The 21,345-nt window shown below is 69.7% G+C and carries 17 protein-coding genes; 10 read left to right on the top strand and 7 right to left on the bottom strand.

The window, feature by feature from the left end:
- The first annotated feature begins 58 nt into the window (after window positions 1-58).
- A complete protein-coding gene (locus tag STRAU_RS29295) occupies window positions 59-367 on the top strand; it encodes a hypothetical protein (RefSeq protein ID WP_016644038.1) in 309 nt (102 codons plus the stop codon).
- A gap of 594 nt (window positions 368-961) precedes the next feature.
- On the opposite strand, the gene STRAU_RS29290 is transcribed toward STRAU_RS29295, so the two are convergent.
- Window positions 962-1,789, bottom strand: coding sequence for an endonuclease I family protein (locus STRAU_RS29290; RefSeq protein ID WP_037662701.1), 828 nt, complete (start codon window positions 1,787-1,789; stop codon window positions 962-964).
- Between the two features lie 333 nt (window positions 1,790-2,122).
- On the opposite strand from STRAU_RS29290, the gene STRAU_RS29285 reads away from it, so the two are divergent.
- Window positions 2,123-3,100, top strand: coding sequence for an endonuclease/exonuclease/phosphatase family protein (locus tag STRAU_RS29285; RefSeq protein ID WP_016644036.1), 978 nt, complete (start codon window positions 2,123-2,125; stop codon window positions 3,098-3,100).
- Between the two features lie 136 nt (window positions 3,101-3,236).
- Here STRAU_RS29285 and STRAU_RS29280 read toward each other — a convergent pair whose 3' ends face one another.
- Entirely contained in the window at window positions 3,237-3,548 is a 312-nt protein-coding gene (locus tag STRAU_RS29280) for a hypothetical protein (protein ID WP_037662698.1), read from the bottom strand.
- A gap of 317 nt (window positions 3,549-3,865) precedes the next feature.
- On the opposite strand from STRAU_RS29280, the gene STRAU_RS29275 reads away from it, so the two are divergent.
- Window positions 3,866-4,273, top strand: a complete 408-nt coding sequence (locus tag STRAU_RS29275) for a hypothetical protein (protein WP_016644034.1) — start codon at window positions 3,866-3,868, stop codon at window positions 4,271-4,273.
- A 115-nt stretch (window positions 4,274-4,388) separates the two neighbouring features.
- Here the strand turns inward: STRAU_RS29275 and STRAU_RS29270 are convergent, their stop codons facing one another.
- Window positions 4,389-5,645: a NucA/NucB deoxyribonuclease domain-containing protein gene (locus STRAU_RS29270; RefSeq protein WP_016644033.1), complete on the bottom strand. Its 1,257-nt coding sequence runs from the start codon at window positions 5,643-5,645 to the stop codon at window positions 4,389-4,391.
- Window positions 5,646-6,715: 1,070 nt separating this feature from the next.
- Here STRAU_RS29270 and STRAU_RS29265 point away from each other — a divergent pair.
- Both STRAU_RS29265 and STRAU_RS29260 read left to right on the top strand, forming a co-directional pair.
- Window positions 6,716-8,047 (top strand): hypothetical protein, encoded by a 1,332-nt coding sequence (locus STRAU_RS29265; protein WP_158692152.1) that lies wholly within the window; start codon window positions 6,716-6,718, stop codon window positions 8,045-8,047.
- A 183-nt stretch (window positions 8,048-8,230) separates the two neighbouring features.
- Window positions 8,231-8,866: a DUF6461 domain-containing protein gene (locus tag STRAU_RS29260; RefSeq protein ID WP_037662692.1), complete on the top strand. Its 636-nt coding sequence runs from the start codon at window positions 8,231-8,233 to the stop codon at window positions 8,864-8,866.
- A 1,647-nt stretch (window positions 8,867-10,513) separates the two neighbouring features.
- Here STRAU_RS29260 and STRAU_RS29250 read toward each other — a convergent pair.
- Window positions 10,514-10,780 (bottom strand): hypothetical protein, encoded by a 267-nt coding sequence (locus STRAU_RS29250; RefSeq protein ID WP_016644028.1) that lies wholly within the window; start codon window positions 10,778-10,780, stop codon window positions 10,514-10,516.
- 111 nt (window positions 10,781-10,891) lie between these two features.
- On the opposite strand from STRAU_RS29250, the gene STRAU_RS29245 reads away from it, so the two are divergent.
- Entirely contained in the window at window positions 10,892-11,134 is a 243-nt protein-coding gene (locus STRAU_RS29245) for a hypothetical protein (RefSeq protein ID WP_016644027.1), read from the top strand.
- A gap of 320 nt (window positions 11,135-11,454) precedes the next feature.
- On the opposite strand, the gene STRAU_RS29240 is transcribed toward STRAU_RS29245, so the two are convergent.
- The 3 genes from STRAU_RS29240 to STRAU_RS29230 form a co-directional block, all read right to left on the bottom strand.
- Window positions 11,455-11,808 (bottom strand): hypothetical protein, encoded by a 354-nt coding sequence (locus STRAU_RS29240; RefSeq protein ID WP_078621565.1) that lies wholly within the window; start codon window positions 11,806-11,808, stop codon window positions 11,455-11,457.
- Window positions 11,809-11,931: 123 nt separating this feature from the next.
- Window positions 11,932-12,768: a 3'-5' exonuclease gene (locus tag STRAU_RS29235; RefSeq protein ID WP_016644025.1), complete on the bottom strand. Its 837-nt coding sequence runs from the start codon at window positions 12,766-12,768 to the stop codon at window positions 11,932-11,934.
- Between the two features lie 203 nt (window positions 12,769-12,971).
- On the bottom strand, window positions 12,972-15,911 hold the full coding sequence (locus tag STRAU_RS29230) for a CRISPR-associated helicase/endonuclease Cas3 (RefSeq protein ID WP_016644024.1): 2,940 nt from the start codon (window positions 15,909-15,911) through the stop codon (window positions 12,972-12,974).
- Window positions 15,912-16,065: 154 nt separating this feature from the next.
- On the opposite strand from STRAU_RS29230, the gene casB reads away from it, so the two are divergent.
- From casB to STRAU_RS40710, 4 genes are read left to right on the top strand one after another with little or no spacing between them, the layout of a single operon-like run.
- Window positions 16,066-18,213 carry a type I-E CRISPR-associated protein Cse2/CasB gene (gene casB, locus STRAU_RS42555; RefSeq protein WP_016644023.1) on the top strand — a complete coding sequence of 716 codons (2,148 nt, stop codon included), beginning with the start codon at window positions 16,066-16,068 and terminating at the stop codon, window positions 18,211-18,213.
- Window positions 18,183-19,535, top strand: a complete 1,353-nt coding sequence (locus STRAU_RS29215; protein ID WP_016644022.1) for a type I-E CRISPR-associated protein Cas7/Cse4/CasC — start codon at window positions 18,183-18,185, stop codon at window positions 19,533-19,535. The genes casB and STRAU_RS29215 overlap by 31 nt, the downstream gene beginning before the upstream one ends.
- A complete protein-coding gene (gene cas5e, locus STRAU_RS29210; protein ID WP_016644021.1) occupies window positions 19,532-20,377 on the top strand; it encodes a type I-E CRISPR-associated protein Cas5/CasD in 846 nt (281 codons plus the stop codon). Before STRAU_RS29215 ends, cas5e begins: the two co-directional genes overlap by 4 nt.
- A complete protein-coding gene (locus tag STRAU_RS40710; protein WP_016644020.1) occupies window positions 20,374-21,141 on the top strand; it encodes a type I-E CRISPR-associated protein Cas6/Cse3/CasE in 768 nt (255 codons plus the stop codon). The genes cas5e and STRAU_RS40710 overlap by 4 nt, the downstream gene beginning before the upstream one ends.
- Window positions 21,142-21,345 lie beyond the last annotated feature (204 nt).

The raw sequence follows: 21,345 nt of genomic DNA, 5'->3' as shown, positions 1-21,345 counted from the left end.
CCCCCCCGACGTCCCCCCGACGTCCCCGGAGTCCTCGCAGCAGAATTAGTGTCCCGGCATGACGAATGAGCATCGTGATCTGACCGCTGTCTGCGCCGCGGCGCACAGCGGATACGTCCTGCGGGTCATACGGGACGGGAGCCTGCAGCCGCTCGCCGAGAAGGAGCTGCCAGGCTGGCCCGACTGGCCGGCGTTCCCAGCGGAGGCAGCCGCTGCGGCAGGATGCGAGCTCGTCCTGCTCGGCTACATGATCTGGCCCGACACGGTCACGCCCGACTCGCTGATCGGCTGGCACCCGGTCCCGGACGCACGGGCATGGTCGGCGCAGGTCGCCACGTTCGCCGACCTGCTGGCCCACGGCTACTGACGGGCCGGAGCCGCGCGGCCTATGGCGGCCTCTCGAGCTTCATAAGATCGCCAGGGGGCGTGATGGGGGACGGCAGCCACACCCCCAACTTCGAGGGCCGGGGCGGAAACGGCTCCTACTACGTGAGCTACGTCAGCAACCACGGCTCTCTCGGCAATCCCAGGGCCGTGGCGGGCTCTCGCGGCCCTGGGGGCGTGCCGGCCTCCGCCTTGTGTATGATCTTGGTGTAACTCCGGTGCAGGGCACGGGAGTCACGCGTCTGTGGTCCAAGGAAAGACGTCCATCATCCGATGGGAAATGCAGGTGCAAGGCATGCCGGGCGCTCCACCAGAGATGGGCCCCTCACCAGCCGTGAGGGGCCCATCGTCGTCTCAACGACCACCACCGCGAAGAAGACAGTGGCGGGCACAGGGCCGGACGAGCGGACCCGGACCTTCTCGCCGTCGAGTACGCCGTGCCCGGCCGGCCGGCCCCCGGGCCCCGGAGAGCCAGGGCATCTGGGACCGGCCTCCACCTGGGTGCGCCACAAGGCGCGCCTGCTCATCGTGGGTCCGCCGCGGGAGCGCGGGCGGCAGGTCCGTCAGCGGCGAGGTGCTACTTCCAGATGTCGTTGACCCACTCGGGGTGGTCGATGAAGGGGTTGCGGTTCTTCTGGATGCCGTAGATCCGGTCGTTGCGGGTCTTCTCGAGAGTGTCGGGCGGGTCGGCCTCGTTCCACTGCTTGAGGACGGACAGGCGGCCCATGGCCGGCGCGCTGCCGTTGTTGACCTTGTCGTTCGGCTCGAGATCAGGGAAGGAATCGGTGCCGTCGTAGCGGACGACCATGTAGAGGATCATGCGGGCGACGTCGCCCTTGACGGCGTCGCGCGGCTCGAAGGAGTCCTCGTCCACGGAGCTGCCGGGTGCTTCGTCGACGGGGCTGCCGCCGTTGTCGAAGTCCAGGTTGCCGCGGGTGGAGTTCACCGAGGCGTCCTCGGGACGCAGGTGGTGGATGTCAGTGCCCGGGCCGGTTGAGGTGCCGAAGTCGCCGTGCGACTTGGCCCAGACGTGTTCGCGGTTCCAGTCCTCGGAGCCGGAGCCGTGGGCGCTCTTGGCCTGGGAGCGGCCGGAGTAGATGAGCAGGACGTTGTCCGGGTTGCCGGGGTCCTCGTCGGTGGTCTGCAGCGCGTCCCAGACCTGCTCGTAGTTCAGCTGGGTCTGCTCGCTGATGATCGTGTGCAGAGCCGTCTTGAGCTCCGGCCCCGTCTTGCCCAGGGCGCCCTCGTAGTAGGAGTCGTCCAGCGGCGCGGCCGCTGGCGGGTTCTTCGGGGTGCTGGGGGAGCTGTCGGTGGCGAAGGCCGCCGCGGGGACCGCGACGGCGGCCGCGACGGCCACGGTCAGGGCAGGGCGCCGCCAGCGGCGGCGTAGACGATGAGCGGACATGATGTGGGGGGCGTCCTCTCGTTCACAACGGGGCACGTGCCCGGGCCGGGCAGGCCAAGGCGCGGACCCGTAGGAGCAGTTACCGGTTGGTTCAGGTCATGGAGCGTGCCACGCACCACGCGCGTAGAAGTGGACAGACCGCGATCATTGAGTGCCGAGAGCGTGAAGGCTCGCCAGGGGCATGACACGGCGCCGTTGAGCCACTGCTTCACGGGGGCGGGCGGAAGGTCACACTTCTGGGCCCGGGGCCGGTGTCACCGGAATGGGCCTTGTCCCCAGGCCCACGATCTTGCAGGCTCCAAGAGCCCGCTCCCCGTGTCGAGGAGGCTTGCGTTGCCGTCCGAGATTGACATCCTGGCGCCGCCGAAGACGGTCCTCACCCGGATCACCCGGTGGGAGACCGGGCTCGACCAGGTCGTGCCGGCGAAAAAGGCGGGCTCGAACCTGCTGATCGCGACGTGGAACCTGCGGGCCTTCGGGGACTTGACCAAGGCGTGGAAGACCGCGGAAGGGGAGTCGCCGAAGCGGAACTTCACCGACGTGCACCTGATCGCGTCGGTGGTACGCCGGTTTGATGTGGTCGCGGTGCAGGAGGTGCGCGGCAACCTGCGCGCCCTGCGCCACCTGCTCAAAATCCTCGGGGAGGAGTGGGCGTTCATCCTCACCGATGTGACCCTGGGCAAGGCCGGCAACAACGAGCGCCTCGCCTTCCTGTTCAACACCACCCGCGTCAAGCCCTCCGGTCTGGCCTGCGAGCTCGTGGTGCCGCTCGAGCAGGCCGCGGGCGTGAGTGCGGCCGGACTGGACCGCCAGTTCGCCCGCACCCCCTACGCCGTCAGCTTCCTCTCCTCCGGGCAGACGTTCACCCTGGTCACCCTGCACGTCAACTACGGCAAGAAGGCCGCCGAACGGGTCCCGGAACTGAAGGCCATCGCCAAGTGGCTCGCCGGCTGGGCGGAGCGGGAGTTCGGCTGGGAACACAACCTGATCGCGCTGGGCGACTTCAACATCGACCGCCACGGCGACCCGCTGTTCGATGCCTTCACCTCCACCGGCCTCACCCCGGCCCCGCAGCTGGACGGACTGCCGAGGACCATCTTCGACAAGCCCGGCGCCGAGCACTTCTACGACCAGATCGCCTGGTTCACCAAGGGCCAGAAACACCGCCCCGTGCTGCGCCTGGAAGCCGTGGCCGGCGGTCAGCTCGACTTCGTCTCGGCCCTGCAGGGCGATCAGACCCTGCCCGAGCTGTCCTGGCACCTGTCCGATCACTTCCCCCTCTGGATGGAGTTCGCCATCCCCGCTAGCTGACGAAGCAACCGCAGACAGCCGGCTCGACGGCCGGTGTGGTCTCCCCGTCATCACCACCCCCTAATGGGGTGCTGTCCGGCGCCCACCGGGACTCACGCCGCCTGTCCGTGCGGAAGTGGCGGGGCGCGCCCCTGGACTACTTCCTCCGACCGGCCTCGAGCAGGAGCACGGCTGCCAGGCAAACCACTCCTGCAATCATCGCGCCGAAGAAGATCCCCTCGAAGAGCAGGCTGTTCGCGCCCTCAACGGTGCCGTCCTGATGGGTGCACGACTTCTCGAAGGGGAAACGGTCCGTGTGCAGGTCGCTGCAGTGGTTCGGCAAGTCCTCATGGAGCACATTCGCCTTGGCCCAGGACAGTGCCCATAGAAGGACGAAGACCCCGGCGAACGCGCAAACGGCCCCCCACAGCCGGTTGAGTTGGGCATCACCTATGCCAGCGCTCGTCACACGGCGGAGGGTACCGTGCCGCCCTGATCTGCCCGCCCCGGTCGCCGGCTTCACCCCCGACCCGGCCGCCAGCTCGGCCCTCTCGATGTCCTCACCGACGTCCGTACGCGCGGCCGCCGGCCCCGGCTGCCTGGCCGGCGACCGTGCCGCTCTGATGTCGTTAAGGCACGCGCTCCACGGTCTGCGGATGGCACCGGGAGCACCACAGTGCTGAGCACGAGCAGGTAGCTCGCAGGAGGAGGGAGAACGGCATGGCCGCGGAACGCTGGGTCTCGGGAATCGCGAGCCTGGACAGGGGGATGTTTGCCGTTGATCAAGTGCGCAGACCGTCGGAGGCCGAGCGGTCTGCCTGCTGGGAGCTGGAGATCGACTTCGATCGTGCGGTCACCGTCGGGGACGGCACGCTGGTGGTCAACAGCAATGCTCCCTCGCACGACGCGGCGGTGACTCTGCGGTGCGGCAGGGAACACCCCACGCCTGGGCCGGAGTTCACCGAGCTAGGAGCATGGCCCTTCACCAGCTACAGCGGCGATCTCGTAGTTTCCACGATCGACGGACCCGAGCCGGAGCTGTGCAAGCAACTTCTCGACGCCGACCGCAAGTACCGCGTGCGAGTGTGGGCGAAGGGCAGAGATACGGCCCGAGATGCCTTCGAGCGCCTCCAGGGCGAGCTGTACCCGATCACCGGCCTGGAGGAGTACATCATCGACTTCGAGACCTTGTGAGCCCGGTGGCCGCTCTCGCTCTGCCACCGGAACGGCCTCCAAGGCCACGGGTATGCCTTGGAGGCCGTTTGGCGAGGGCCGGCGCGCTGGGCGGTACCGCACGCCGCCGCTGTGTTCAGTCGACGTAGATGCCGTACGCGTCCCCGTCGAGGATGCGGTCCTTGCCGTACCAGTTCACGAGCTTGGCGCCGGCGGATCGGTTCTCCGACTCGGGGACCATACGGACGGAGAAGTTGCCGTCGCCCTTGCCTGCCCCTTCCTTGGTCGAGGCGAAGGGGAACTCGTCACAGTCGTGCTGGGCCGGGCGGTTGAGTCCGGCGCACGCCTTGTCCTTCTCCCGCTTATTGCCGTCGGCCACCTTCTTCGACTGCGCGTCGAACTTGGAGTAGTTGCGGTGGATGGGCTGCCACTCACCGTGCCAGATATACCCCGGGATGTCCTTGTCGGCCTTCTTGGGATAGGTGAGCTGCGGCGCGTGCAGGGCTTCAAAGACATGCTCGGCCACGCCCTTGACCGAGGTGTCCTTGCGGTCGTAGGAGAAGTTCGGGGTGACGCGGTTGAATACGGCGCCCTTGTTGCCGTAATTGCCCATGTAGGTGGCCGAGTCGAAGCGGAAGCCGCCTGTCGGGCCGTTGTTCCACGGCGTCACGACACCTCTGGGGCTGGTGACCTGGTAGTGGGTCTGGAACGCGCAGTACGCCGGCTTGTCGATGCGGCTCTGGTCCCCGCCCGATTCGGAGGAGCGCACCTCGTAGGCGACGTACTGATCCCGCCACCCCGCGACCGGGAGGGTGTGGATGTCGTTCCCGTTACCGAAATCGGCCTTGCACGCCCCCACACCGGAGCCGGACGTCGGCGTGGCGGTCGGCGAGAACGACATGACGGATCCGGCCTGATCCGAGAAGATGCCCTGCGCCTTGAGCTCGTCGGTCTTGACGTTGATGAACCCCTTGCGGTCCCCGTCGGACCCCGTGCCCACCTCCGTCTCCCGGAAGCTGACGGACCCTTCGACCTGCCCCTGGCCGCCGAGCTTGATGGCCGTGTTGTAGCCCCACCGGCAGAAGTTGAAGTGGTTGAGGACACGGCCCTGCGTGCGGTGGCCCAGCGGGTCGTCCTGGCACTTCTTGAAGTCGATTGTCCCGTCGCCTTTGAGGAACAGCTGCTTGTCCGTGTTCGTCTTGTCGTCGGCGACGTAGGTTCCGCCCTCGCGGGCCAGTTCTGCCTCCTGCTGCCTGGTCGTCGGCGCAGCAGGGGCCGGAGCCGAGCCCCTGGCGCCGGATGTGGTGTCAGTGTTCTTTTCGCGAAGCGCTCCTAAGTCGAGCGGCTCGCCCAGCGGCGGTGCGGCGATCGGGCTGCTGCTGCGCAGCCACACGATGCCCTGGCCGCCGGCACCTGAAGGTTCATCAGCGGGTGAGGCAGCTGCGGCGGTCCCGCTCAACACGGCACCGACGCTGACGAGCCCAAGGAGTGTCGCGGTCGCACGTCTGAGACGCAAAGAAATCCTCTCCTCTTCACAATGTGATCTTGCGCGTCGCCGGAGCCTGCGCAGTCACCGGGACAGCAGCAGCTACGCGCCTCCAGCCCTGCTGCGCCGATCGTCTGACCAAGGTCCAGACCAGTCGACGCGTCTCGCACTGTTGCAGGTGTGAGGAGTTGGAACGAGGAGCTTCATGGACCGTGGCCGACAGTCGAGCGGCGATGGAACAGGGAGGGCCGAAGGAGGAAGAGGATCTGAACTGCGGCTTCCCTCAGCTTCATTCGCTGGCTGGGAAGCAGGAGAGGGACCCGCAGATCGATGTGGAGGGGCCGATTCTTTGCTGTAGGGACTGGATGAGAGCGCGCGGGCACCACATCCGGCCAGCCGAGGCCGGCCGGACGTGGTTCGCCGGCGGATGCCACTGGCGCGAGCCGACAGCACCGTCGAACACATGCCGACCCGGGCGGCGCCGCTCAGGCGCGGCCAGTCAGATCCGGCTCGTGATGCTCGCGCCGTTGTCCTGGTCCTCGCCGCGGTACGCCGCTTCCTGCGGCACTACGAGCCGATCCTGCAGCAACCGGTCCACCCGCTCGACGGTCATGACCGTGATCCCCCCTGGCCGCGGGGGCAGGTCAGCGTTGACCCAGCCTGCAGGGTGGTTCCGGTGCCCACGACCTGGTGAGCCCCCGGAGCGGTTGGAGGCTCGACCTTCTCGCGACCGCGTCGGGAAGGTCCGCGCGAACACGAGCGTGTCGGTGGCGGGAGCCTCCATGTCCTCCCGCCGACGGGCGGACCTGCCGCACTGATCAGCAGCTCAGGGGGCGGCTGAAAGTGATCTTTGACGGAGTGATCATGTCGTGATTGCCTGATGCCCTGACGTGGACACATAAGTCCGAACAACTCCACAGGGGGGCACTTTGCGCACTCGGCGCAGAAAATCCTTGGCAGCCGCCGCAGCGTCAATCATGGTTCTGCTCACGCCACTTGCAGCCAATGCCGACACCGCGGCCTCGCCCCGGACAGCGACCGCGGCGGCCAAGACCACACCGGCGGAGCCCGCTCAGGATCCCGGAGACGACACCCCGCAGGAATTCCAGACTTTGCCCGAACCGGCACCCGCGCCAGAGCGCTCCAACTGCGACGAGCAGCACCTCAAGGAGCTCAGGGACGCCGGCCAGAAGCGCGCGGTATGCGTTGAGTGGGGGGCTCCGCAGGAGGCCGCTAAGAAGCAGACGGCGCGACCCAAGTCCGCGGCGAAGTCTGCCGGGAGCGCATTCTGGTGCGCGAACGAAAACATGAACAAGACCTATGTGACGCGCACGTCCATCTGCTCACGGCGCTCGATGACCATCCTCCTGGTCGACACGATCACCGGCAAGACCTGGGGCAAGGCCCGCGGCTACACCGAGCAGGAGATCGACACCCAGACCAACTCTGTTGAGTTCGACGAGCACTTCAAGTTCCACCTCACAGATTCCGATATCACATCGTCCGTGATGACGGTGAAGGCGGAAGCGATCTGCTCACTCGACGACAGCTGTAAGCAGCGTGGCCCATGGGCTGACAAGCCGCAGCCGATCACGGTCGGCCAGTCGGTCGAAGGCCACTGGTCCCGATCCTGGAACGGGACCAAGGGGCGAAAGACCTTCCTCCTCCAGTACGACATCATCGTCAATATTGGGTCGGGTTTCGGCAATCTTTCATGGGGCGGCCACCTGGAACCGGGTGGCGGCACATTCAAGGTCCGTTGCGACAACAGCGTTAACAGGTTCGCAGGTTGTGTCGTGCCGAGCTTCACCCCCACGCTGGTCGTGCCCAAGAAGCACAAGGAAGCCCGCGCTTTCATCGCCGTAGCCCAGGCGAGCATGTCCACCCACCCGGGCCTTAAAGGGGCTGGGAAGCCCCTTCACCGCGAAGGCAGCCTAAAGGAGTCGGAAAAGAACCGAGCCGTCATCTGCGACAGCACCTACAAAGCCGCCTCGAACACGCCCAACCCGACGTGTGACGAATTCCCCTTCGCCAAGTCAAAGGAGAGCGGAAGGCGGCTCGGGGTAAAGTCTGGCAAGGAATGCCAGTGGTACTGGGTCGCCGAAGATACAGTGAACGGAAAGAAGAACAGCCTGCTCATGTGGGACGGATTGTTTGAAGCCAAACTCCCTCCCTCTGCAAAGTGCGCCCGGGCGAGCATGCCGTCAATCCAGAATAAGGGAGTTGGCGGAGCACTCGGAAATCTGACAAAAGAAGAGCGCCTCCTTAACAATGACCCCTACTGGGTAGACGCCGGCGCCAAGAAGTAGCAGCGGCGCAGCGGTCCGGTCCGCCCCGGCGGACCGGACCCACCCGCGGTGACGTAGCCCCGTCGGCACAGCCCTCGCCTTCCCTCCGACCGCCCCGCCCGGGTAGCCTCACCACCGCCGGACCGCCCTGGTGAACCCGCACGAACAACCCCGGAAGCCGAAAGAGTTGAGGTACACAGCACAGTGAGCGCAAAGACACTCCCGAACTCTCAGCTCTACGAATTCGGATACTGCGTCATCTTCGCGAAGGGAATCTCCCCGACTGAGCTCCTGGACAGGGTGGCCGGTGAGAAGGTGACGCCGATTGCCCTGAGCCGCGCAGAAGCGGATGCCATTCAGGAGCTCGGTGAAGACCTCGACGAGGGAGACATCCCCGGCCTGGACATGGACGAGCTCCGCGACAGCGGGATGCTCGACAACGAGCGCGCGCTGGTCCGCGCAGGCACCTACGGCGACTGGGCCTTCGCTGTTGAGCCGATGGGCCTCTGCCTCTCGGAGGACGAGATCCTCGAATCCGTCTCCCACGGCACGTCCGCACTCTCGGTCACCCTCAACGACTCAATGGCCTCCTGGATCGCCTACGCGGAAGACGGAGAAATCCTGTCCCATTTCGACCCGCTCTTCCCCGAACAAGACCGCGGGACCAACCCCCAAATCCTCGAGGAGCTCACGGGCTACCGGGCAGCCATCGAAGACGGAGACCGTGCGAGCTCCTACGAGCGCGCACTCCACAAAATCCAGCGAGAACTCCACTGCGACGTGCCTCAAGAGGCAGACGAAGCTTCCCTGCCCGCTATCCGCGTCTCGGAGGAAGACTGACCGGTCCAGCCGCCTCGCCAACGACTGCATCACCGCTCCGGAATCCGCAGACGCCGCCAGGGCCGCTGGCGCATGACCGCGCGCGCCGCGCCCTGGTCAAGCGCTCGTTCACCGCTTGCCCGCCGCCGTCTTCTTCGCGGCGGTCTTCTTCGCCACAGTCTTCTTCTGGGCGGCCTTCTTGGCGCTGGTCTTCTTCGCCGTCTTCGGTTTCAGCTCGTGCACATCGCGGGCGGCCTCCCCACGGGATTCGCGGGCCCGCTGTACCGAATGCTCCAGCGCGGCTGTCGACCCGTCCGGCGGGCACAGGCGGTGCCGTTGGCGCCGACTGGTACGAGGACGACGAGTTCGCCGCCTACGGCCTGACCGGCCACCAGATCGCCGACCCGCACGCCTGGACACTGGAATGGGCCAGCGACCTGAGCGCCCGGCTCCACGGCGAACAGGGCGAAGACGAATGAGACGCCCCATGAGCCGCTGCTATGCGAGCGTTGCGAGGGCAGCTGCGCACTCATCTCCTTGAAGTCGCCGATGCAGTAGAGGAGTCGGCGGCGCGCGTGCCGATCAAGGCCGGGAGGAAGTGCACGGGGGAGGCCCGGCGACTGCCCCTCCTGGCCGGCAGGCCGGAACTGGGCACATGGGGCGCAGGCGCCTCCCGGGTGCGGACTGCGGCTGCGGCCCCGGCTGTGCCGGAGCCCGCCACCACGTGACGCCGTGATCCCGGCGTCGTTGAACCGTGCGACTCCAGGTTCGCCGGCCCCTTGCTCGGCCTGGGCGATGTGTCCGGTGAGAGGGAAGGATCGCCACGTGGTGACCGTGTCCTCAGTACTCAGCGATCCGGAACCGTCGAGGGGGCCCAGGTGAAGCCGTCGGAGGCGTCCGCAGCATTCGAGGCGATCGTGCAGGCCGAGCGTCGGCGGGAGCGGCTGGAACAGGTGCGCAGCCAACCCGCGCAGCCTCTTGCCCGTCGGGACCCGCCTGCCCGCTGGCCCCTCCAGACGTACATCAGCGGGGCGATGCTCGGTCTCATGGCGGGACTCGGCGCGGGAGCACTGCTCGACGCCACCTTGATTATGAGGGCCCTGCCTGCCGCCGCAGGAGGACTACTCGGCGTGCTCGCTGCCCGGCGGTACATGCGCTGGCCGGAGGCGTAGGCGACGGGTCCCGGTCACTCATGGTGGATGACCTCGCGTACGTGAATCGCCATCGCCCTTCTATCGCCCGCCGGGCGGAGTGGGACGATGCGCGAGCTGCTGGCCTCTGCGGGCTTGGTCCGCGAGCGCGCACTACTCCAACGGATTGATTGAGCGGGCTCACACCGGTCCCCGCCTAGACAGCAGGCTGGCGGCCTCTCCGGCCCGCTCGGACAGAACCACGCAGGCAGCCGGGTGCAGGACCCGCCAGTCCGTGTTCCACCACGCCCCGGCCACCAGGGAGTGATCACCGGTGAAGTCGGTGACCGTCGTGAAGCGCCGGTTCAGAACATGCTGGCCGACGCCCGGCTTTTCCCGCTCGGCGACCGAGGCTGACGGCAGGCACCCTCGCCTTCTCGAGGGCTGTTCTTGAGTAGCCCTGATCAGCGCCTGGGTGCGGGCTGTAGAGATCGTTGCCCGTTGCTGAGGTGCCGGATCGGCCGCCCGCCGCGTGCGGTCACGGGGTGTCGCCCCGCCAGTCCCACACCGACGGCATGTCCTCACGGGGCCCGTACTCGGCACACCCGCCGGGCCCGTACGCACCGATCTCCGTGATCAGCAGAGCGCCCTCAGCGAGTTGCTCATCGCTGAGCCCGGTGACGTCGACCAGGAGGCCATCCAGCGGTCCGCCGACGAGCTCGCGATAGGGGCGGCCGGGCTGCGGACCGGGGTCGGGATCGTCGTGGTCACTGCCGTAGACACGGCGCCGCATCAGCTCATCCATGCTGATGAGCGTCCCACCGGGCACTGACAACCCGGGTTATCCACAGGAACGCCTGTTCTGCGGGTCGGCGCCGTACTGTGCTGCCTGTTGTCGATCACAGGGGGGACGGTTGTGCAGTGCGGCACGGTGTTTGAAGAGCTCGCAGTCGACGTCCTGGCCGAGCTGCCCGGCGCGGCGCGGCTCGAGGTCCTCGCCCTCGTCGATCGGGTCCGGCACGCTCCGCGGGCATGGCCGGACGTACGCGATCCGGGCTCGGTCGAAGAGATCCGCGAGGCATTCGGCGCCCGCTGCTGGATCCAGTACATGCCCCACGACGGGGCCATCGAGGTCCGGGAGATCGGGTGGGCGGGGTGACGGGATTCGAACGGGCGTCGAGGGCGGCGTGCGGGCAGGCGTCTCACCGACTCCCGAGCCAGGGACTCGGACCCGCCCACGCCGCGCGCCGAAAGCTCCCCGGTGTAGCAGGCGCGCTGAAGGCGTCGGACCACACTTCTATTCCGCGCGGCCATCCAGTGGGCGGGCCGGGAGTACGACGGTCCGTGTGTGGTCTCCCGTATCGACATCCTGCCGCGGGTCGGCCGAGGCAGCCCCGCTCTACCCGGACGCCGAGCGGCCCTGGCGCAGAGTTCCGCGCTCCGGTACGCCGGAGACGAACTGATAGGGGCTGATCCCTTCTACTGGTAGGCATGGCTCAGCGCCCACATCGCCCAGACGATCACGGCCAGCGGCAGCACGATGGCCGCCGTGCCGAGTGCGACTCCCGCCCGCGCCCGGAAGGGATCGGCTTCCTGCTGGCCCCGCGCTCTGCGCAGCGCGACGATGCCTGAGACGACCGCACCGATCCCGGCGGGCACGATCCAGTACACGGGAAACCAGCGGACCCGCATCGGGACCGGTTCGGGCAGCACAAAGGGCCAGACCATCATCGCAACGGCGGCAGCGCCCAGTACCAGTGACGTCGTGCCCCGTGGCTGCTGCCGCGCCGTCAGCTGTTCACCGGAGCCTGCAGCCTGCTCAAGGGAACTCATGCTCCAGACGCTAGGCAGCGGGTGCCGTGCTCCGCTTGGGCACGAGTACCTAGGCCGGCATGAGTAGCGCGCAGCCGACGAGGCTCGGGCGGTGCCGGGCGCACCGCACACCGACGGTGGCGCTCACGCGGGCGGGCAGCACGGGCAGCCGCGCGGCTGCGGGGTGCGGCCGATCTGGCGGAGAGTGTGCAGGAGCAGCCTGCAGTTCTGCACGGCGTTGTAGGAACTGCCCAGCGGCTGGTAGCGGTAGGCGCACCGGTGGACCGAATAGAGTCCCTTCCACGCTGCGTAGGGGCGCATCGCGTCCTCCCAGCGGCAGATGTCCAGCCACGTCGTGGATTGGCGGCCGGAGAGTCGGTGCAGTTCGCGCTCCAGCACTCCGCGGTCGAAGGTGACGTTGTAGGCGATGCACCGCTGTCCGCTGAGGACTTCGGTGATACGGGGAAGCAGCCCGCTGAACGTCGGGGCGTCGGAGACCCTCTCTGCGGTGATGCCGTGCAGAGCCGAGGCGGATGCCTCGATGCCGGCACACGGATTGAGGACTTCCTCGATAAGGACGGCCCCGTGGCGGTCGGTCGCGCCGATCTGGACTGCCCACGCTTCGTTGAGCCCGGTCGTCTGGATGTCCAGGACGACGAGACCCGGGTCGGCCAGCAGCCGGTTCGCCCACCGGCGTACGCGCTCCCGCTCCTGGCGCCATGAGCGGGGCCGGCGCAGGACGCGCACGGCGTCGTCGAGTGCGGCGTGGCGCTCGCGGGTGCCTTGGATGTGCCAGCGGCCGTCGTAGTCGTGCTGGGAGTGCAGGGTGCCGAGGTAGTGCAAGGGGCGCTCGTATGCGACCCAGCTGGGGTGATCCGCGTCGGCGGGGCGGATGAGCCGGACCGGGAGGGTGTCGACGGTGTGGATGAAGTCGTCCGGATACAGGCTGGTTTCGCTGCATCCGTCAGGCAGCTGGGGCATGTCGGTGGGGTGCTTTCGCCGCGGCGGGTCGAAGTCGCTTCCGGATGCGTGTGTCCCGCCTGGTCGGTCGCAGGCGGAGCTCGCGCGGGTGGGAGATCTCCGGGCGTGCGGAGGGCGATGCCGGTGGGCATGTGCAACAGCACCTGTACACGGGGCCATTCCCGGTCGTGCGGGATCTTGCGAGTGTAAGGAGGGCCGAGAGGTTAGTCGTGGTGCGACAGGCCCGTGCGGGGGTCGTAGCTCAGTTGTTTGAGGCGGGCGTCGTGGGGGCGGCCGTCCGGGGTGAGCAGCAGGACGGGTTTCCCGGCGAGGGCTTCGGGCTGGTTGATGGTCCAGTGGGCGGGTGGCGGCAAAGCGTTGCTGCGGCGGAACCAGTGCTGGGGCAGGCGCACCGTGTTGAGGAGGAACTCGCGCTGCTGCAGGCGGTGCTGGTCGGCCTCCCGGCGTGGGTGGTAGCGGCTGAGGTCGGCCGGCAGGTGTCCTTCGGGATCGAAGGTGCGCTCGCCGCCGGGGTGCTGGTAGAGGCCGATTACGTCGATGGAGGGCTCGCCGAGCCGGGAGCGGGCGATCAGGTGGGAGGGGGCCTCGGGGTCGTCGGGCTCGGCATGGAGGCGGCCGGAGGCGAGTTCTTCGATGCCGCAGGGCACTCCGCCCGGGTAGGGGGACACGGAGCGGGCGCGGGCCTGGTTGCGCTCTTCGTCCAGGACCGTCTGCCAGTGGCCGAAGGTCTCGTTGAGCAGGGCGTGGATGGGCCGCTCGCCGGCGGGCGGGGCGGGGGCGTAGACGGACTGCAGGATCGGGTGGGTGTCGTCGGGGGTGATCAGCTCCAGTTCGAGCGGGCCGTCGGCGGGCATCCGCTCGGTGAGGGCGTGCCAGGTGGCGGCCTGGATGTAGGGGGCGTAGGCGTCGATGGGACGGCCATCGGGGTGGCGCAGGCGGGGCAGGCCCGAGCTGGCGGGGGTGAAAAGGACGTGCATCTCCGCGATGGCGGTGAGCACATGGGGCCGGTTGATGAAGTGGCGCCAGAGCCGGCCGCGGCGCTGCAGCAGGTAGTCGAAGGGGGCGAGGTCGGTGAACAGGTGGTCGAGGCAGTAGTCGAGCGACTGCTCCAGGACCTGGGTGCCGATCAGGAGGAACCGGTCGGGCCGGTGGGGGTTTCTCGTGGTGGAGCGCAGGTCGGGGTTCGGATGGGGGCCGAGGAGGCGCTCCAGGGTGTGCTGGTGGCGGGCGCGGTCGCGTTCGAGGAACCGGGCGTGCAGGAGCAGGAGTTCCGTCTCCTCGTTCCAGCCGGCCTGGGCGGCGAGGTCGGCGGCCGCCCGGTACAGCGCGGTGGCGGGTGCGATCCGGTTGCGCAGCACGCCGGTGATGCCGTCGGCGTGCTCGGTGAGCAGCCGCTCGGCGAGCTGCTCGGGCCCGGGGTCGGCCCTCAGATGCAGCTTCGTGCGCCGACCCGGCGCGGGCTGGGTCGAACTGTGCGGCGGCGGTGCAGGGCTGAGAGTGCGGCAGGTGCCGTGCGGGTCGACGAAGGTCAGCGGTCCGGGGGCGGCGGGGTTGGTGGACGTGGTGCGGTGCCCGTGGCACCAGGCGTCGATCAGGGCCTGGCGGAGGATGTCGGGCAAGGTGGCGGAGAGCACGATGACGCTGGCTCCGGCATCGGCGAGCCAGGCGAGGGCCTCGCCGAGCAGGTCCTGCTGGAAGTGCTGGTAGGCGTGGGCCTCGTCGATGATGACGACTTTGTTGGCGAGGCCGAACAGGCGCAGGAACCAGTGCCTTGATGCCTGAGCGGCCAGGACGATCTGGTCGACGGTGCCGACGCCGAACGGTGAGAGCAGGCCGCGGCCGCGCTCGAGGAACCAGGCGTTGAGCACCGCCCGGGCCCGGGCCGCGGCGGCCGCGGGGTCGGTCCCGCCGGTCTCGCAGGAGGTGAGGTTCACGGTGCCGGGCAGCGCGGCCGGGCCGGCGGCGTCCTGGAGTTCAGTGGCGAGGGCGGACAGCGAGGCGGTGCCGTGGACCAGCGCGAGGTTCGCCTCGGTGCGGCTGCCTAGCGTGTGGGCGAGGAACAGCGCGCAGCGGGCGGCGAGTTGGTCGCTTGCGGCGCGCGTGGCCTGGGCGAGGTAGAAGCCGTGGTAGCCGCAGCGGGCGGCCAGGTGGTGGGCGAGCCAGAGGGCGGATTCGGTCTTGCCGGAGCCGGTGGAGGACTCCAGGATCGCCAGCACCGGGCCGTCGGGCGCGGCATCCAGGACGGCCTGCTGGGCGGTGCGCGGGGTGGGGGTGTCGGGGTGCAGGTCGGCCCAGGAGGCGTGCGCGTCGGGCTGCCATCGGTGCAGGCGCAGCTGCTGGACGGCGCGCGCGGCCTGGCGGCGGGAGGCCGTCCACCACCGGTCGGTGGGCTGGGTGAGGGTGCGGTAGGTGAAGCGGGTCTCGTCGCTGGCGATCCAGTCGCACATGACGACGAGGCCGGCCAGCAGCGGCATGACCACGGGACGCTGAGGGTTGATCACGTCCGGAAGCCGGGTGAGGTCGGCGCCGAGCAGCCGGGCGAGTTCGGCGACCAGCGCGGTGTGGATGGCCTGCCAGTCGTCGTCGAGGTCGCAGTCGGCGTCGGCGATGAGCTGCTCGGGCGGGACGTGGCCGTGGTGGCCGCCCAGGATGGCCGCGATGATGTGCAGCCCGTCATGGCGTGGCGAGCCGGATGCGCCCGGGGGCTGATAGGCGCACTCCGCGCAGCCACAGCCCAGCAGGGCGGGCAGGTAGCGGGCGGTGACGTGGGCGTGCGGCGGCCGCGGCACGCCCCTGCCGCCCAGTGGCAGGCCGGCCTGCCGGGCCGCCCGTTCCCACTGGCGCCCTCGGTGGCGCAGATCCTCGTCGCGGCCGCCGAGTTCCGCGAAGAGCTGCTGGAAGCCGGGCTGCGCCTTGCCGGGCAGGTCGTGCAAGGCGACCAGCAGCATCACCACGGTGCGGGCCGTGGCCGGGCAGCCGCCGCCGAAGGCATCGGCCAGGTGCCGGCGCACCGGTGTGGCGAGGTAGTGGTCGACCAGTTCGCCGCAGACCGCGGCGGTGTCCAGGCAGTGCGCGAGCAGCGGGTTGAACGCCGGGCCGCCGCGCTCGCGGCTGATGCCGTTGAGGTCGGTCTTCCCCCACACCCACAGCCAACAGGGTGAAGAACTGCCGTTTGCCGAACGGCTGCGCCAGGTGCGGGGAACAGCGTGTTCGTCCGCCCCCGCATCGCAAGGTTTACAGGTGATGTTGCTACCCATTCGCTCCCCTTCTGACCAAAATGCGCCTCTTTGCTGGGATTTGCGGTTCCAACCGTGCATCACGGCACTGACAATCGGCCCTGACCAGGGCAAAAGCCCCCGCCTGGAGAAGGTCACGCTGCTGGAGGCATTCGAGCGGGCCGAGGAGATCACCGCCGTGGTCCATGACTCGCCCGGGGCACAGATGGCGCTGTACGAGCTGCTGCTCGGCCTGTGCGCGGCGACCGGCGTCCACCCGCGCACCGCCGCCCAGCACCGGCAGTGGGTCACCGACCGCCACCCGCTCACCGCCATCGCCGACCAGCTGCGCACCGAGGACTTCGACGGCCTGCTCGACCTGACCCACCCCGAGCACCCCTTCGCGCAGAACGCGCTGCTGCGCCCCCACCTCGCCCACGGCTACGGGCCCGCACAGCTGGAACTGGAACGCGCCGGCGACTACGTGCTGCTCTTCGACCACGTCCACCTGCACGACGGCGAACCGGTGCCGATCGAGGACGCCTTCCACGCGCTGCTGGCCCAGCACGCCTACGGCCTGGGCGGCCGGGTCATGGCCAAGACCTCCTGGTTCGGGTCCGCCTTCACCTACGCCGCGGTCGGCCGCCTGGCCGGGCGCATCCGCACGCTCGCGCTGGGCGACAGCCTCGCCGACACCCTGCGCCTGAACCTGACCCCCTGCGCGGACGGCGGCCGCTTCAACTACTCCTGGACCCGCGGCCGCCCCCGGCGCACCTTCAGCGGACCGGACGCGAAGAAGACGCACACCCCCGACGGGCCAGCGGACCTCCACAGCACCCTGGGCCGCTCCGTCCTGCTGTCAGCGCGCGCCGACGAGATTGGGCGCGTCGTCGTCGACAAGGTCCTCATGGGCGCCGGTGAACTCCTCGAACCCACCCCGGACAGCCTCCAGGACGCCGCCATGAACGGCGACAAGCCGCTGCAGGCCAGCGAGAAGAAGGCCCTGTGGCGCGACGCCCACGCCCTGTACGCCGCCGCCACCCCCTCCGCCAAGGGCAGCGACCTCTTCAGCCGCCTGGTGCGCCTCAACCGGCCCGTGCGGCTCTGGTCGGTCGGCCTCATCGCCGAGAACCGCAACGTCACCGGCTGGGTCAGCGACACCTTCCCCTTCCACGGCGCCCACCACCAGCAGCTGCGCCGCGCCGCGCACGACGGCGCCGCCTGGGCCGCGCTGCTGGCCGGCGCGGCCACCACCGCGGCCGCCGTGGCCCGCGATGTGGCCTACCCCAACGCCCGGCCCGAAGAACGCGCCAAGCTGCTCACCCGCTTCGACCCCGCGGCCGACCTGTGGGCGCGCTTCGCGGAGCCCTTCCACACCCTGCTCGACGCCATCAGCGCCGGCGCCGATGCCGCGAAGGCGCGGGCCGCTTTCGCGGCCGCCGCCGTCACGGCCACCCGCACCGCCCTGGGCGAGCGCCTGCGCAGCCTGCCCCGCACCGGCTCCGCGCTCGAAGCCGCCGCCCGCGCCCAGGCCCGCCTGGAGAGCGAACTCACCAAGACCAAACACCCTCTCGAGATCACCGAGGCCGCCACCATGGACACCGCGCCGCCCTCCACCACGCCCGCCCCCCACACCGCCGCCCCGACGCCCGAGAGCCAGGAGCGCGCCGCGGCCACCGGTCCCCGCGCCCTGGGCCACTGGCTCGCCGGCCTCATCCGCCGCCACGACCGGGAACTCCTCGGACAACTCCAACGCCCCAAGCGGCCCCCGCGACTTCAGGCATGGACCCTGGCCGGGAACTTCGCCCCCACCGACAGCGCGCGCGATGCCTACGAGCTCACCGCGCACCTGTTCGCCCGCTACCACGCCGCGCTGCCCTGGCAAGACCCCCGGCGCCTGTACGGGTCGGGCGACCTGGGACGGACCCTGCGCCGCATCGGCACCCCCGGCGGCTACGGGCCCGCCGACCCTGGCTGCCACCGCCTCTTCGAGCGCCTGTGCACCCCCGGGGCCCTGCCCCGCCAGCACCTCGCCCACGCCATCGACCGGCTGCGGGCCCTGGACCGCATCCCGCCGTCGTGGGCTCAGCTCGCCGACGACCTCGCCGCCTTCACCAGCCACGACGACCACGTCCAGCACACCTGGGCCTGCAGCTTCTTCACCCCCAACTCCCCCACCCGGCAAGGAGTCACCACCCCATGCACCGCTACCTCAACCTCCACGCGCTGACCACCTACAGCGGCGTCCTGCTCGTCCGCGACGCCAACGACCGCCCCAAGGAACTCCCCTACGGCACCGCCCTGCGCACCATGCTCAGCCCGCAGACCCAGCGCCGCGCACAGCGCACCCACCTGCGCGAGGCCGCCAGCACCGGCCGCGGACCGCTGGCCGGCTACGGCTTCGGCATCCGCACCCGCGAATGGGCCCTGCTGGCCGCCCAGGCCCTGACCTCACGCGGCTGGGAGAGCGCCGAGGCCAAGGCCCTGGCCAAGGAAGCCCTCCAGGCCCTGGGCCTGAACTTCGGCACCACCGAACGCACCCAGGACCTCACCAAGGTCCTCATCTTCGCCCCCGAGGACAGCGGCGAGAACCTCGCCGCCGTGCTGGACAGCCGCCAGGACGAACTGCGCCCCTGGCTCGCCGACATCACCACCGCCCGCGCCGCCAGACAGGACTCCAAGTCCAAGAAGAAGACCGCAGGCGAGCCCGCCACCGGGGACAAGACCCTGCTGCTGGCACTGCCGAAACAGGTCAAGAAGGAGCTCCTGGCCGCGCTCGCTCCCGCCGACGCCATCGACATCGCCCTGTTCGGCCGCTGCCTCACCGAAATCCCCGAAAGCTCCGAAGTCGACGGCGCCGTGCAGACCATGCCGGCGATCACCGTCGCCCGGGCAGCGGTCTGCGACGACTTCTACAGCGCGGCCGACGACGCCAAACTGCGCCGCCGCGCTACCACCCCCCGCCCGATCACCAGCGCCCTGGACTTCATCGCCCCACCGGCCACCGCGTCCCCGGACGTTCCGGATGACCGCGGCTCCGGGATGACCGGCTACCAGAGCCTGACCTCCGGGACCTTCTACAGCCACACCGTCCTGGACCGCGTCCAGCTCCGCACCAACCTCACCCGCGCCGGCATGGCCCCCGAGGCGGCAGAGAGCGCGGCACAGGCCGCCGAAGCAGCCCTCATCGACGCCTTCTGCGACGCCGTGCCCCGGGCCAAGCAGACCACCACGGCCGCGCCCGGCACCCTGCCCAAGCTCGTCCTGGCCTTCACCGACGACCGCCAGCACAACTACGTCGCCTGCTTCGAGGACGCCCTGGACGAAACCCGGGCCCCCGCCAGCCTTCAGGCCGCCCGCACCCTCCTGGACCACCACGACCTGATCACCCGCAAACGCGGCATCGACGGCGGCCGGATCCTCACCTACGACCTGGCCATCACCCGCCTGCTCCAAGAACGCCGCGACGCCAGCCAACTCAAGCCCACCGAAGTCGACACCGCCGACCAACTCGCCCCCGCCCACCCCGAACTCGCCGGGCAGCCCGCATGACCCACACCCTCCTGCTCCGCCTGGAGGGACTCCTGCAGGCATGGGGAACCCGCTCCCGCTTCAGCGACCGCGACACCGCCACCCACCCCACCAAGAGCGGCGTCATCGGACTGCTCGCCGCGGCCGACGGCCACGACCGCAACGACCACCCCACCCACCCGGACACGCTGCCGCTGACCACGCTCGCGCACCTGCGCTTCGGGGTGCGCGCCGACCGGCCCGGCCACCCCGTCCACGACTTCCACACCGCCGGCGGCGGCACCTACCCCCTGCGCCCCCGCGACCTGATCACCGACCCCCAGCGCGCCGCCCGCGCCGCTCCCGCGCTCGAACAGGCCACCGGCCCCACCTTCACCCACGCAGCCACCACCACCCTCACCGACTGGTACGGCGGCCCCAAGAACGTCGCCCCCGACCCCGAAACCGGCACCCTCACCGCCGGCAACACCCGCCGCACCGCAGTGACCAGCACCCGCTGGTACCTGGCCGACGCCGCCTTCCTCGCCGCCGTCGAAAGCGACGACCTCCCCCTCCTCAAGCGCCTCGCCCGCCGCCTGGACGAGCCCCGCCGGCTGCTGTGGCTGGGCCGCAAAAGCTGCCCGCCCAGCCACCGCGTCCCCCACGGCATCCGCCACACCACCCTCGAAACCGCCCTCAGCGACACGCCCCTGCTGCCCCGCCCCGCCCACACCGCGTGCCGCGCATGGATCGAAGTCCCCCACCACACCCCGGGCGCCCTCCCCGTACAGGACCAGCCTCTGTCCTTCGCCTCCCGCCACCGCGCCCACGCCCCCCGCTGGGAAAAGCGCCTCACCCTCACCCCACCCGGAGGCCCCGCATGAACACCGCCCGCGTCATCGCCCACCACACCGCCTGCCAACTCGACCTCAACCACCCCGACATCGCACGCGCCGTCCTCGACCCACACGACATGCACCGCCTCGTCATGCGCCCGTTCCGCCACTGGGTCCCCGACGGCACCCCCAGCTCCCGCGCCCAGATGGGCATCCTGCACACCGAAACCGTCAGCCTCGCCACGAACACCCTCACCCTGGTCATCCAGTCCCGCGTCCCCGGCGACTGGACCGCCCTGCCCGCCAGCGCCCACATCACACCACCCCACACCATGACGCTGGACCTCACCATCCACACCGGACAGCACTACCGCTTCCGCACCGTCATCAACCCCGCCCGCTACACCACCCGCGTCACAGGACCACGCCACCGCACCCGCTCCGGCCCCGCCGACGCCTCACCCTCCCAAGCACTCATGTGGTTCACCTCCCGCCTCCAGCCCCAGGGAACACCCGACTACGACCGCTACCCTCGCATCGGCGCCGACACCACCCCCAACGCCCTGACCGCCCGCACCCTCCCCACACTCACCAGCACCACCCGCGGCTTCCGCCTCAACCGCGCCGAAATCCAGGGCCACCTGACCATCACCGACCCCACCACCTTCGCCAACACCCTCATCCACGGCCTCGGACGCTCCCGCCCCTACGGCTGCGGCCTCCTCCTCGCCCAGCCAACCCACATCACAGAACAGCAAAAGCCCACCGAAACCCCAGCTCAGGAAGGGTCCAGCCCGCGTGCCCGGGTATGAACGGCCGTCCACTTGCGTGCCGCACCGCCGACAGAAGTCCAGCCCGCGCGCCCGGGTATGAACGGCCAGCCCGCGCGCCCGGGTATGAACGGATCGGCGAGTTCAACGTGAGGGCCTGACACCAGTCCAGCCCGCGCGCCCGGGTATGAACGGATGATGGGCGAGTACGGGTACGCCGCCTCCGCGTCCAGCCCGCGCGCCCGG

The organism is Streptomyces aurantiacus JA 4570 (assembly GCF_000414115.1).
Taxonomy (GTDB): Bacteria; Actinomycetota; Actinomycetes; order Streptomycetales; family Streptomycetaceae; genus Streptomyces; species Streptomyces aurantiacus_A.
This window is presented reverse-complemented; position numbering and strand designations above follow the sequence as displayed.

Coding starts and splice junctions, on each gene's coding strand:
- STRAU_RS29295 (WP_016644038.1), top strand. CDS start 59: ATGACGAATGAGCATCGTGATCTGACCGCTGTCTGCGCCGCGGCGCAC.
- STRAU_RS29290 (WP_037662701.1), bottom strand. CDS start 1,789: ATGTCCGCTCATCGTCTACGCCGCCGCTGGCGGCGCCCTGCCCTGACC.
- STRAU_RS29265 (WP_158692152.1), top strand. CDS start 6,716: ATGGTTCTGCTCACGCCACTTGCAGCCAATGCCGACACCGCGGCCTCG.
- STRAU_RS29250 (WP_016644028.1), bottom strand. CDS start 10,780: ATGGATGAGCTGATGCGGCGCCGTGTCTACGGCAGTGACCACGACGAT.
- STRAU_RS29240 (WP_078621565.1), bottom strand. CDS start 11,808: ATGAGTTCCCTTGAGCAGGCTGCAGGCTCCGGTGAACAGCTGACGGCG.
- STRAU_RS29235 (WP_016644025.1), bottom strand. CDS start 12,768: ATGCCCCAGCTGCCTGACGGATGCAGCGAAACCAGCCTGTATCCGGAC.
- STRAU_RS29215 (WP_016644022.1), top strand. CDS start 18,183: ATGCACCGCTACCTCAACCTCCACGCGCTGACCACCTACAGCGGCGTC.
- cas5e (WP_016644021.1), top strand. CDS start 19,532: ATGACCCACACCCTCCTGCTCCGCCTGGAGGGACTCCTGCAGGCATGG.
- STRAU_RS40710 (WP_016644020.1), top strand. CDS start 20,374: ATGAACACCGCCCGCGTCATCGCCCACCACACCGCCTGCCAACTCGAC.